This window comes from Streptomyces sp. HP-A2021, assembly GCF_022807935.1.
GTDB classification, from domain to species: domain Bacteria; phylum Actinomycetota; class Actinomycetes; order Streptomycetales; family Streptomycetaceae; genus Streptomyces; species Streptomyces afghaniensis.
Map to the genome: position 1 here is coordinate 3,913,322 of NZ_CP094344.1, position 11,920 is coordinate 3,925,241.

At 71.3% G+C, this 11,920-nt stretch carries 8 protein-coding genes; 2 read left to right on the forward strand and 6 right to left on the reverse strand.

Features of this window, described 5'->3' with window-relative positions; genetic code table 11:
• Positions 1-109: 109 nt before the first annotated feature.
• On the reverse strand, positions 110-2,131 hold the full coding sequence (locus MQE23_RS17565; RefSeq protein WP_243379579.1) for a serine/threonine-protein kinase: 2,022 nt from the start codon (positions 2,129-2,131) through the stop codon (positions 110-112).
• A 183-nt stretch (positions 2,132-2,314) separates the two neighbouring features.
• Between MQE23_RS17565 and MQE23_RS17570 the strand changes: the two genes are divergently transcribed.
• Entirely contained in the window at positions 2,315-3,358 is a 1,044-nt protein-coding gene (locus tag MQE23_RS17570; RefSeq protein ID WP_243379580.1) for a serine hydrolase domain-containing protein, read from the forward strand.
• Between the two features lie 102 nt (positions 3,359-3,460).
• Here MQE23_RS17570 and MQE23_RS17575 read toward each other — a convergent pair whose 3' ends face one another.
• On the reverse strand, positions 3,461-5,167 hold the full coding sequence (locus MQE23_RS17575; RefSeq protein WP_037672834.1) for a glycerol-3-phosphate dehydrogenase/oxidase: 1,707 nt from the start codon (positions 5,165-5,167) through the stop codon (positions 3,461-3,463).
• Between the two features lie 290 nt (positions 5,168-5,457).
• Between MQE23_RS17575 and MQE23_RS17580 the strand changes: the two genes are divergently transcribed.
• Positions 5,458-6,666: a nucleotide sugar dehydrogenase gene (locus tag MQE23_RS17580; protein ID WP_243379581.1), complete on the forward strand. Its 1,209-nt coding sequence runs from the start codon at positions 5,458-5,460 to the stop codon at positions 6,664-6,666.
• A gap of 404 nt (positions 6,667-7,070) precedes the next feature.
• Here MQE23_RS17580 and MQE23_RS17585 read toward each other — a convergent pair whose 3' ends face one another.
• From MQE23_RS17585 to MQE23_RS17600, 4 genes are all read right to left on the reverse strand, one after another.
• Complete coding sequence (locus tag MQE23_RS17585) at positions 7,071-8,195, reverse strand: GuaB3 family IMP dehydrogenase-related protein (RefSeq protein WP_020276389.1); 1,125 nt, start codon at positions 8,193-8,195, stop codon at positions 7,071-7,073.
• 104 nt (positions 8,196-8,299) lie between these two features.
• Positions 8,300-9,805 carry an IMP dehydrogenase gene (gene guaB / locus MQE23_RS17590; protein WP_243379582.1) on the reverse strand — a complete coding sequence of 502 codons (1,506 nt, stop codon included), beginning with the start codon at positions 9,803-9,805 and terminating at the stop codon, positions 8,300-8,302.
• Between the two features lie 152 nt (positions 9,806-9,957).
• Positions 9,958-10,545, reverse strand: coding sequence for a sigma-70 family RNA polymerase sigma factor (locus MQE23_RS17595; protein WP_010036508.1), 588 nt, complete (start codon positions 10,543-10,545; stop codon positions 9,958-9,960).
• Between the two features lie 487 nt (positions 10,546-11,032).
• On the reverse strand, positions 11,033-11,644 hold the full coding sequence (locus tag MQE23_RS17600; protein ID WP_003948568.1) for a response regulator transcription factor: 612 nt from the start codon (positions 11,642-11,644) through the stop codon (positions 11,033-11,035).
• Positions 11,645-11,920: the final 276 nt, after the last annotated feature.

Below are 11,920 nucleotides of genomic sequence, written 5' to 3' on the forward strand. Positions count from 1 at the left end.
ACGGTCCGTTCCGGCTGCGTACGGTCCGCAAACATTTACGATACGTGCCGCAGGCAACCCGCATGCGGGGATGCCAGATCTCACTCCCCAAACCCGGGGCCGCTCATGCTCAGGACTTGGGTTCGAAGGTCTTGGTCAGCGTCCGCCAGGTCTGCTTGCGCAGTTCACCGCCCCAGCCGGCCGCTTTCGCCGTGTACATCAGCGCGTAGCCCTGCCGGTCGTCGACGACGAAACCCCGGTCGATGGTCCGGTACTTGGTGCCACTCTCCACGTAGGTGAACTCCCAGTCGGCCGTGTTCCAGCCGCGGTAGTCCACCTGCTCTATTCGGATCTTCTTGTACTGCGCGCGCTGCATGTAGCGCTCCTGGCTCTTCCAGTCCGCCACCGGGTCACCCTTGGGCGTGGACGTCCAGGCGATGAGCAGCTTCTGCCCGTCGGGCCCGGTGAACCGGTCGCCCGCGGCACCCGTGGACTGGTACTTCCACCCCTTCGGCAGTCCGATCGAGTATCCCTGGCTGCCCTGGTGCGTCGACTCCGCGGCGGTGCCCTTGCCGCCACCGGAAGACTCGCTCGCGCGGCCGCTGGGCGTGCTGTTCGAGGCGGGCCCCGACGGCGCGGGCTGCGTCGCCGTGCTGTCGGTGCGCGTGCCGTCGCTCTTGTCGCCCTTGGTGTCCGCGCTGCTCGACGCGGAGGCGACGGTCTTGCCGCCGCTCTCGCCGGCGGCCCCCTTCGGGTCCTTGTCGTCTCCGCTGAGCGCGATGGCGAGTACCGTGCCGATCACGGCGAGCACCACGACCGCCGCGATGATCATCATGGTCCGCCGCGGCACCACGTCGGTGAGCGGCGCCCTGGGCGCGGGCCGCGGCGGCAGGTCCGGCCGCTGCATGACGGGCCACCCCGAACTCCGGCCCCCGGGCTCGGCCTTCGCCCCCTGCGCACCGGCACCGCCAGTCGCCCCCGAGGCCGACTCCGACGCCGAACCGGACTCCGGCACGGACGCACCCGCGTCCCCGGCCCCGGCCTTCCCGCCTGCCGGTCCGGAAGCGGTCGTACCGCCCTCGGACCCGGTCCGGGACGCGGCCGACGCCCCGGCCGTTCCCACGGCGGCCTTGCGCACGGAACGCAGCGCTCCGCGCAACCGCTCCCCGGCCTCCTCGCTCCGCTTGCCCCCGGAACCCGCCGGACTCCCCTTGCGCGAGGACTTGTCCGGCTGCGCCGGCAGCGGCACGACCTTCGTCGCGTCCATCGGCTCCGGCTCGGCCGTCGCCGGCGCGTGGATGACCGAGTTCAGCATCGCCCGGGCGCCCGCGTCGTCGAGCCGCTTGGCGGGGTCCTTGGTGAGCAGTCCGTGGATGACGTCCCTCAGCGGGCCGGCGTTCTTCGGCTCCTCCAGCGGCTCGGTCATCACCGCCGTGAGAGTCGCTATGGCCGACCCCTTGTCGTACGGCGGCGTGCCCTCCACCGCCGCGTACAGCAGCCCGCCGAGCGACCACAGGTCGGCCGCCGGGCCCGGCTTGTGCCCGCGCGCCCGCTCCGGGGAGATGTAGGAGGGCGCGCCGACGAGCATGCCGGTCGAGGTGATGGACGGGTCGCCCTCGACCTGGGCGATGCCGAAGTCCGTGAGCACGACCCGGCCGTCCTCGGCGATGAGCACGTTGGACGGCTTCACGTCGCGGTGCAGGATGCCCTCGCGGTGCGCGGACCGCAGCACGTCCAGGACGGCGAGCCCGACCTCGGCGGCCCGCTTCGGCTCGAGGAGGCCGTCCTCCCGGATGACCTCGGCGAGCGACTTGCCCTCGACGAGCTCCATCACGATCCAGGGCCGGTCGTCCTCCTGGACCACGTCGAAGACCGTCACGGCGCTGTTGTTGCGGATCCGCGCGATCGCCTTGGCCTCGCGCAGCGTCCGCGTGATCAGCCGCCGCTTCTCCTCCTCGTCGATGTTCGACGGGAACCGCAGCTCCTTGACGGCGACCGTCCGCCCGAGGGTTTCGTCCTGGGCCCGCCACACCGTGCCCATGCCCCCGCGGCCGAGCACCTCGCCCAGCCGGTAACGCCCCGCGAGGAGACGCTCCCTGTTGTCCTGACGAGTGTCCTGACGAGATGTGCCCGCCCGCTCCGCCTCCGACATGCGTCCCCTCATACAACCCGCCCTGACAGAGCCTCCATTGTCTCTCACCCGACAAGTGCCCAGCGCCCAGGGGCCCCCTGGCGACACGCCCTCGCCGGCCCACCCGCCCGGAACCCGGGTGCGGCGCCGCGCGCGCAGCCTTGCATGATGGGTCCCCGACGCCCCGACCAGGGAGGAGCCGGCGTGCCGCCCTTTCGGACCTTGCTGGCGCTGCCTGTGTCCGTCGCCCTGCTCGGCCTGCCTCCGGCCGACTCGTCGGCTCTCTCCGCTCCGCCCACGGACGCGGTGCTCCCCCTGCTGGTGACCCGGGGCGGAGCGCCCGCCGCGGCCCTGCTCGCCCAGGAGGGAACCACCACCCGCTATGCCCATGCCGGGCAGGGAATCGCCCGGTCGGACCGCTTCCGCGGCGGCAGCGTCACGAAGACGTTCATCGCGACGGTCGTGCTGCAACTGGCCGCCGAGCACCGGCTGTCACTGTCCGACACCGTGGAGCAGCACCTGCCGGGCCTGGTGCGGGGAGCGGGCAACGACGGCCGCGCGCTGACCCTGCGCTCCCTGCTCACCCACACCAGCGGCCTGTACGACTACACGAGGGACACCGGCGGAACCGCACCCGTCACACCCCGTCAGGCCGTACGCATCGCACTCACCCACCCCCCGGCCGCACGCGGCCGCTTCTCCTACTCGAACACCAACTACGTCCTGCTCGGCCTGGTCGTGCAGCAGGTCACCGGTCACTCGTACGCCACCGAGGCCGAGCGGCGCATCATCACTCCCCTGCGTCTGACGGGCACCTCCTTCCCCGGATCCCGCTCCTCGCTGCCTTCTCCGCACGGCCGCGCCTACGCCGCCGACGGAACCGACGTCACCGATCTCGACCCGCGGGTGGCCGGCGCCGCGGGCGAGCTGGTGACCACGCTCGCCGATCTCGACCGCTTCTACTCGGCCCTGCTCGGCGGCCGGCTGCTGCCCCCGCGCCGGCTGCGCGAGATGCTCGACACCCGTGCCGCACACGGCGCGTACGGCATGGGCCTGTTTCCCGAGAAACTGCCGTGCGGCACCACGGTGTGGGGGCACAACGGGCACATCTCCGGCAGCTACGTGCGCACCGCGGCCACCGTCGACGGCCGACGTGTCCTCACCTTCCGCGTGAACACGGACGCGATCGCGGACCCCGGTCTCGAACCCGCGGTGCTCGCGGCCGAGTTCTGCCCCCGCACCTCGTAGAACGACCGGGTTCCGAACGAAGATCCCGGCTCCCGACACTCGTTCGGGTGATGTCGAAAGCAGTGATGCCGAAAGCACCGCCCGGTTCGCGGAAGCAGCCGCCTACAGCGGCACGATGTCCGGCGCCCCCAGCCGCGCCGCGTCCGCCGTCAGGTCGTCCGGCTGGCGCTGCGACTCCCGCTCCGCCTCCACCCGCTTCTCGTAGTGCTGCACCTCGCGCTCTATCTGGTCCTTGTCCCAGCCGAGGACCGTCGCCATCAGCTCGGCGGCGTCGCGTGCGCTGCGCGTGCCCCGGTCGAAGGTCTCGATGGAGATGCGGGTCCGCCGGGTCAGCACGTCGTCCAGGTGCCGCGCCCCCTCGTGCGAGGCCGCGTACACGATCTCGGCGCGCAGGTAGTCGTCGGCCGCCGGCAGGGGCTCGCCCAGGGACGGGTCCTCGGCGATGAGCGCGAGGAGTTCCTCGGTCATCGTCCCGTACCGGTTCAGCAGGTGTTCCACCCGCACCACATGCAGCCCGGTCCGGGCGGCGATCCGCGCCCGGGCGTTCCACAGCGCCCGGTAGCCCTCGGCGCCCAGCAGCGGCACGTCCTCGGTGACGCACTCGGCGACGCGCATGTCGAGCCCGTGCACCGCCGCGTCCACCGCGTCCTTGGCCATGACCCGGTAGGTGGTGTACTTGCCGCCCGCCACGACGACGAGCCCGGGCACCGGATGCGCCACGGTGTGCTCGCGCGACAGCTTGCTGGTGGCGTCCGACTCGCCCGCGAGCAGTGGCCGCAGGCCCGCGTACACACCCTGGACGTCGTCCCTCGTGAGCGGCACCGCGAGGACCGAGTTCACATGTTCCAGCAGGTAGTCGATGTCGGCGCTGGACGCGGCCGGGTGGGCCTTGTCGAGGTCCCAGTCGGTGTCCGTGGTGCCGACGATCCAGTGCCGGCCCCAGGGGATGACGAACAGCACGGACTTCTCCGTGCGCAGGATCAGTCCGGTCGTGGAGTGGATCCGGTCGCGCGGTACGACCAGGTGGATGCCCTTGGACGCCCGGACGTGGAACCGGCCGCGCTCCCCGACCATCGCCTGGGTGTCGTCCGTCCACACACCGGTCGCGTTGACGACCTGCTTGGCGCGGATCTCGTACTCGCCGCCCGCCTCGACGTCCTGCACCTTCGCGCCGACGACCCGCTCGCCCTCGCGCAGGAAGCCCGTGACCCTCGCGCGGTTGGCGGCCTTCGCGCCGTACGCCACCGCCGTACGCACCAGGGTCGCCACGTACCGGGCGTCGTCCATCTGGGCGTCGTAGTACTGCAGCGCCCCGACCAGCGCGTCCTTCTTCAAGCAGGGCGCCACGCGCAGGGCGTGAGAGCGGGTCAGGTGGCGGTGCATGGGCAGGCCACGGCCATGACCCCGGGCCATGGACATGGCGTCGTACATCGCGACGCCCGACCCGGCGTACAGGCGCTCCCAGCCCTTGTGCTGCAAGGGGTACAGGAACGGCACGGGCTTCACCAGGTGCGGGGCGAGCCGCTCCAGCAGCAGGCCGCGCTCCTTCAGGGCCTCCCGGACGAGCGCGAAGTCGAGCATCTCCAGATAGCGCAGGCCGCCGTGGATCAGCTTGCTGGACCGGCTGGAGGTGCCGGACGCCCAGTCACGCGCCTCGACCAGTCCCGTGGACAGGCCTCTGGTCGCGGCGTCGAGGGCGGTGCCCGCACCGACCACGCCTGCGCCCACCACCAGCACGTCCAGCTCGCGCTCGGCCATTGATGCGAGTGACTCGACGCGCTGCGCCGGCCCGAGTGTCGCTGTCCTCACCGCTGCCTCCCGCTCATCGCGGCGGCTGGTGCCGCCTCGGTCGCGCCGGCCGCACCCGTCGGGTGAGGCCCCGTCCGTATCCCATGCCCAAATTCTGACCGTGTTGCCCGACTTCAGCCACCACGGGCCGTCAGCCTGTGGACAACGCCCACGGGACACTCACCGAAACTCGGGCCAGCAATCCCACATAACGGTCATATTTACTCCTAGTCTGACATTGCGCTCGCCCGTCCTGTCCACAGGGCTTGCGCACCTGTCCCACTTCGGCTATCGGGAAGGACGGCCACGCCATGCCCGCAGATCTCGCCGTCATCGGACTCGGCCCGTACGGCCTGCCCCTGGCGCAGGCCGCCGTCGCCGCAGGCGTCGCCACCATCGGCTACCGGACCGGTCCGGAGGCCGGCTCCCTCAGCCCCGCCGAACAGCGCCGGATGCTCTCGGGGGGCTTCCGGCCGACCACGAACGCGGCCGAGCTCGGCCGGGTGCGCACCGCTGTCATCTGCGCACCGACCCCGCGGGGTGCGGACGGCGGACTCGACCTGAGCCAGCTGGAGGCGGCCGCCCGCACGCTGGCCGCGCACCTGCGCCCGCACACCACCGTGATCCTTGAGTCCCCTGTGTACCCGGGGACGACAGAGGAATGTCTGCGCCCCCTCCTCGAAGAGGGATCGGGTCTGCGCGCGGGCCGCGACTTCCACCTCGCCTACTCCCCCAGCCGCGTCGACCCCGGCAACCGCGACTTCACCCCCGCCAACACCCCCAAGGTCATCGGCGGCCTCACCCCGGCCTGCACGGAGTCGGCCGCGGCCTTCTACGGACGGCTCACCGACAAAGTGGTACGCGCGCGTGGACCCCGCGAGGCGGAGACCGTGCAGCTCCTGGAGACCAACTACCGGCACGTGAACATCGCCCTCGTCAACGAGATGGCCGTCCTCTGCCACGACCTGGGCGTCGACCTGTGGGACGTCGTCCGCTGCGCGGAGACCAAGCCGTTCGGCTTCCAGGCCTTCCGCCCCGGCCCCGGCGTCGGTGGCCACGCCGTCCCGCAGGACCTGACCGCCCACGGCGGCCGCACCCTGCGCATGGTGGAACTGGCCCAGCAGGTCAACAGCCGCATGCCCGGCTACGTGGTCCAGCGCGGCGCCACGCTCCTCAACGAGCACGGCAAGTCGGCCCGCGGCGCACGCGTGCTGCTCCTGGGCGTCACCTACAAGCCCGACCTCGCCGACCTGCACGGCACGCCCGCCCAGGAGGTCGCCCTGCGTCTGATGGAACTGGGCGCCTCGGTCAGCTACCACGACCCGTACGTCCCCGCCTGGAGCGTCCTGGACCGCCCCGTCCCCCGCGTGGACTCCCTCTACGAGGCGGTCGCCGACGCGGACCTGACCATCCTCCTCCAGCAGCACCGCACGTACGACCTGCAAGGCCTGTCGGTGAAGGCACAGCTGCTGCTGGACACCCGGGGGGCGGCGCCCACGGGGGCGGCGCATCGGTTGTGAAGAGGGGCGCGTGGGGGCGCTGAGCCCCTTGGGCTGGTGGCGGCGGGCACCCCGCCGCCAGTACCTTGGGAGACGGCGGAGCCCACCGCAGGGGCCACTGCGGCAAGCTCCTGGATGGATCACGGAATGTCCGCCCCTAGGTTTCGTGGGGGCGGCCGCTCACCATCCGAAAAGTCGCAAGATCCACCTCCTCCGGCACCGCACCACCCGAAGACGGAGTCGGTCCCAGCGGGTGGGCTTGCGGTGGCGTCCCATGGGCGCCCCCTTCCACGACGCCACCCACCCGAAGGCAACCACGCGCCCCCATACGGCAACACGCGCCCCGTCAGGGCCAGTTGGGCACGCAGAAGGGCCTGGTCACTCACACGAGTGACCAGGCCCTTCCTCGTCCTGAGGGCTACCGACTACCGCCGGTGCTGCGAGTCCGCCACCGTCACCTCGACCCGCTGGAACTCCTTCAGCTCGCTGTACCCGGTCGTGGCCATCGCCCGACGCAGCGCGCCGAAGAGGTTCATCGAGCCGTCGGGGGTGTGGGACGGGCCCGTGAGGATCTCCTCGATCGTGCCGACCGTGCCGAGGTCGACCTTCTGGCCGCGCGGCAGCTCCTCGTTCACTGCCTCCATGCCCCAGTGGTGGCCCTTGCCCGGGCCGTCGGTCGCGCGGGCCAGCGGGGAGCCCATCATGACCGCGTCGGCGCCGCAGGCGATCGCCTTGGGCAGGTCGCCGGACCAGCCGACACCGCCGTCCGCGATCACGTGCACGTAGCGGCCGCCGGACTCGTCCATGTAGTCGCGGCGGGCCGCGGCCACATCGGCGACCGCGGTGGCCATCGGGACCTGGATGCCCAGCACGTTGCGCGTGGTGTGCGCGGCGCCGCCGCCGAAGCCGACCAGCACGCCCGCCGCGCCCGTGCGCATCAGGTGCAGGGCCGCGGTGTACGTGGCGCAGCCGCCGACGATCACCGGGACGTCCAGTTCGTAGATGAACTGCTTCAGGTTCAGCGGCTCGTGCGAGCCGGAGACGTGCTCGGCGGAGACCGTCGTACCGCGGATGACGAAGATGTCCACGCCCGCGTCGACGACGGCCTTGGAGAACTGGGCCGTGCGCTGCGGGGAGAGCGCCGCGGCCGTGACCACGCCCGAGTCGCGCACCTCCTTGATCCGCGCGCCGATCAGCTCTTCCTTGATGGGCGCGGCGTAGATCTCCTGGAGGCGCCGGGTCGCCGCCTCGGCGGGCAGCTCGGCGATCTCGTCGAGCAGCGGCTGCGGGTCCTCGTAGCGCGTCCACAGACCTTCGAGGTTCAGCACGCCGAGGCCGCCGAGCTCGCCGATGCGGATGGCGGTGGCCGGGGAGACGACCGAGTCCATGGGGGCGGCCAGGAACGGCAGCTCGAAGCGGTAGGCGTCGATCTGCCAGGCGATCGAGACCTCCTTCGGGTCCCGCGTACGGCGGCTGGGGACGACGGCGATGTCGTCGAAGGCGTACGCCCGGCGGCCGCGCTTGCCGCGCCCGATCTCGATCTCAGTCACGTTGGTGGCCTTTCCCTTTGCGTTTCAGCGTCTTCCAGTATCGCCGACGGGCATGGCAAGGGCGGCCCCGGATGCTCCGGAACCGCCCTCGGCAGGCCTGGGGACTACTTACTACGGCTGTAGTTGGGCGCCTCGACCGTCATCTGGATGTCGTGCGGGTGGCTCTCCTTGAGACCGGCGGAGGTGATCCGGACGAAGCGGCCCTTGGTGTCCATCTCCTCGATGGAGGCGGCACCCACGTAGCCCATCGTCTGGCGCAGACCGCCGACGAGCTGGTGCAGGACATTGGCCAGCGGGCCGCGGTAGGGCACCTGGCCCTCGATGCCCTCGGGCACGAGCTTGTCGTCGGAGCCGACCTCGGCCTGGAAGTAGCGGTCCTTGGAGTAGGACTTGGCCTGGCCTCGGGACTGCATCGCACCGAGCGAGCCCATGCCGCGGTACGACTTGAACTGCTTGCCGTTGATGAACTGAAGCTCGCCCGGGGACTCCTCACAGCCGGCGAGCAGGCTGCCCAGCATGACCGTGTCGGCGCCCGCGGCGAGCGCCTTGCCGATGTCACCCGAGTACTGCAGACCGCCGTCGCCGATCAGCGGCACGCCGGCCGGACGGGCGGCGAGGGACGCCTCGTAGATGGCGGTGACCTGCGGGACGCCGATACCGGCGACGACCCGGGTGGTACAGATCGAGCCGGGGCCGACGCCCACCTTGATGCCGTCGACACCGGCGTCGATCAGCGCCTGGGCACCGTCGCGCGTGGCGACGTTGCCGCCGATCACATCGATGCCGACGCTCGACTTGATCTTCGACATCCAGCTGAGGGCGTTGCTGTTGTGGCCGTGCGAGGTGTCGACGACCAGGAAGTCCACACCGGCCGCGGCGAGCGCCTGGGCCCGCTCGAGCGCCTCGGGGCTGGCGCCCACGGCGGCACCGACGATCAGACGGCCCTCGGCGTCCTTGGCCGCGTTGGGGTACTGCTCGGCCTTGACGAAGTCCTTGACCGTGATGAGGCCCTTGAGGACACCCGCGTCGTCGACCAGCGGCAGCTTCTCGATCTTGTGGCGGCGCAGCAGCTCCATGGCGTCGGGGCCGGAGATGCCGACCTTGCCGGTCACCAGGGGCATGGGGGTCATGACCTCGCGCACCTGACGGGAGCGGTCGGTCTCGAAGGCCATGTCGCGGTTGGTGACGATGCCGAGCAGCTTGCCGTTGCCGTCGGTGACGGGGACGCCGCTGATGCGGAACTTGGCGCACAGGGCGTCGGCCTCGCCGAGCGTCGCGTCCGGGTGCACCGTGATCGGGTCGGTGACCATCCCGGACTCGGAACGCTTCACCAGGTCGACCTGGTTGACCTGGTCCTCGACGGAGAGGTTGCGGTGCAGGACGCCGACGCCGCCCTGGCGGGCCATGGCGATCGCCATGCGCGACTCGGTGACCTTGTCCATGGCGGCGGACAGCAGCGGGATGTTGACCCGCACGTTGCGGGAGATGCGGGACGAGGTGTCGACCGCGTTGGGGAGCACTTCGGATGCACCCGGCAGCAGCAGCACGTCGTCGTAGGTCAGCCCGAGTGTCGCGAATTTACCGGGCACTCCGTCGACGTTGGCAGTCATGACACCTTCCCCAAATGGCCTTGATCGGTGCGGATGTCCATGCTAACGGGAAGCGCGGCTGTCTCATTCCACGGTTCCGCCTGGCTCCGGGCTTCGTATGTTCGTACGGAAGCGGCACACCGCCTGTTCAACAAAGGGGTTGTTCCCGCGGGCTACTGCTCGGCCAGCGCCCGCAGCCGGCTCAGCGCCCTGTGCTGCGCCACCCGGACCGCGCCGGGTGACATTCCCAACATCTGGCCCGTCTCCTCGGCCGTGAGGCCCACCGCGATCCGCAGCAACAGCAGCTCCCGCTGGTTCTCGGGCAGGTTGGCCAGCAGTTTCTTGGCCCATTCCGCGTCGCTGCTGAGCAGGGCGCGCTCCTCCGGTCCCAGGGAGTCGTCCGGGCGCTCGGGCATCTCGTCCGAGGGGACAGCCGTCGAACCGGGGTGACGCATCGCCGCGCGCTGGAGGTCGGCGACCTTGTGGGCGGCGATGGCGAAGACGAACGCCTCGAAGGGGCGCCCGGTGTCCCGGTAGCGGGGCAGTGCGAGGAGCACCGCCACGCAGACCTCCTGGGCGAGGTCCTCGACGAAGTGCCGGGCGTCGCCCGGGAGGCGGGACAGACGGGTGCGGCAGTAGCGCAGGGCCAGGGGGTGGACATGGGCGAGCAGGTCGTGCGTGGCCTGCTCGTCCCCGTCGACGGCGCGGTGGACGAGCGCGCCGATCGCCCCTTGGGCATTGACCGCCTCGTCGTCGCGCATCGGTCCATGGTGCCTTGCGGCCGCCGGGTCCGTGGCACCGCGCCCGTTGTTGTGCACCGAAGCGTTATGAGCAGGTGCGCCGGAACTCATCCCCTGCGCCCTCCCCTTCCGCTCGACCGACTCGTCCCCGAGGAACTCCACACCCTCAAGGATGCGGCATCCGCGGCGAAACGAGCAGCGGGCTCCCGGCGGACCCCGGGTCCACCCCCGCCGACCTGGCTTTCCGTGCCCCCACTGCGACCGCCGCGATCGCCCCTGGGGCCTGCCGTTCGGATCATTCCGGGGCCGCGGCTCCTCGCGTGCACCCTCCCGAGCTCTCGGCGTCGCCCGGGCGGGGACGGATCCCCTCCGGGGCTGTCGTCGGCCGCCGGCTTCGGCACACGCGTGTACGGCTCGCGCGGGGGCATCCGCGTGCCCCCGCTCTCCGGCCCCGGCCGGAGACCGCGCGTCGAAGCCGGCCCGGTCCGGAGGATCCGAAGGACAGGCCCTAGCGCACCAGACCCCACCGGAAGCCGAGCGCCACGGCGTGGGCCCGGTCCGAGGCGCCGAGCTTCTTGAACAGGCGCCTGGCGTGCGTCTTGACGGTGTCCTCGGAGAGGAACAGCTCGCGGCCGATCTCCGCGTTGGAGCGGCCGTGGCTCATGCCTTCGAGGACCTGGATCTCACGCGCCGTGAGCGTCGGCGCGGCGCCCATCTCGGCCGAGCGCAGCCGGCGCGGGGCGAGCCGCCAGGTCGGGTCGGCGAGGGCCTGCGTCACCGTCGCGCGGAGCTCCGCGCGGGAGGCGTCCTTGTGCAGATAGCCGCGGGCACCGGCGGCGACCGCGAGGGCCACGCCGTCCAGGTCCTCGGCGACGGTGAGCATGATGATGCGCGCACCGGGGTCGGCGGACAGCAGCCGCCGGACCGTCTCGACGCCGCCCAGGCCGGGCATGCGTACGTCCATCAGAATCAGGTCCGAGCGGTCGGCCCCCCAGCGGCGGAGGACTTCCTCGCCGTTGGCCGCCGTCGTCACGCGCTCTACGCCGGGCACGGTCGCCACCGCACGACGGAGCGCCTCTCGGGCAAGCGGGGAGTCGTCGCAGACGAGGACGGAAGTCATGACCGCCCTCCGCAGCTGATGCGCGTCACCTTGAGCCTCCAGGCTGGTACGAAATCGTCACCTGTGCGGTCGACCGTCTCGGACGCCTGCCCGAGCGCTTGTTCCTTCAACCGCCTCGCACTCTCAACGACGGTCACTCGAAAGAGTTACGGGGGCGGTTGCCATCTTCGGCACTCTACGTGAGGGGCCGGACACGGTGCAGACATGCGCAACAGACCCTCGAACTTTCATCACAACCTATGCCCCGTTCGGACCTATTTCTTCCGCTTTGCCAGT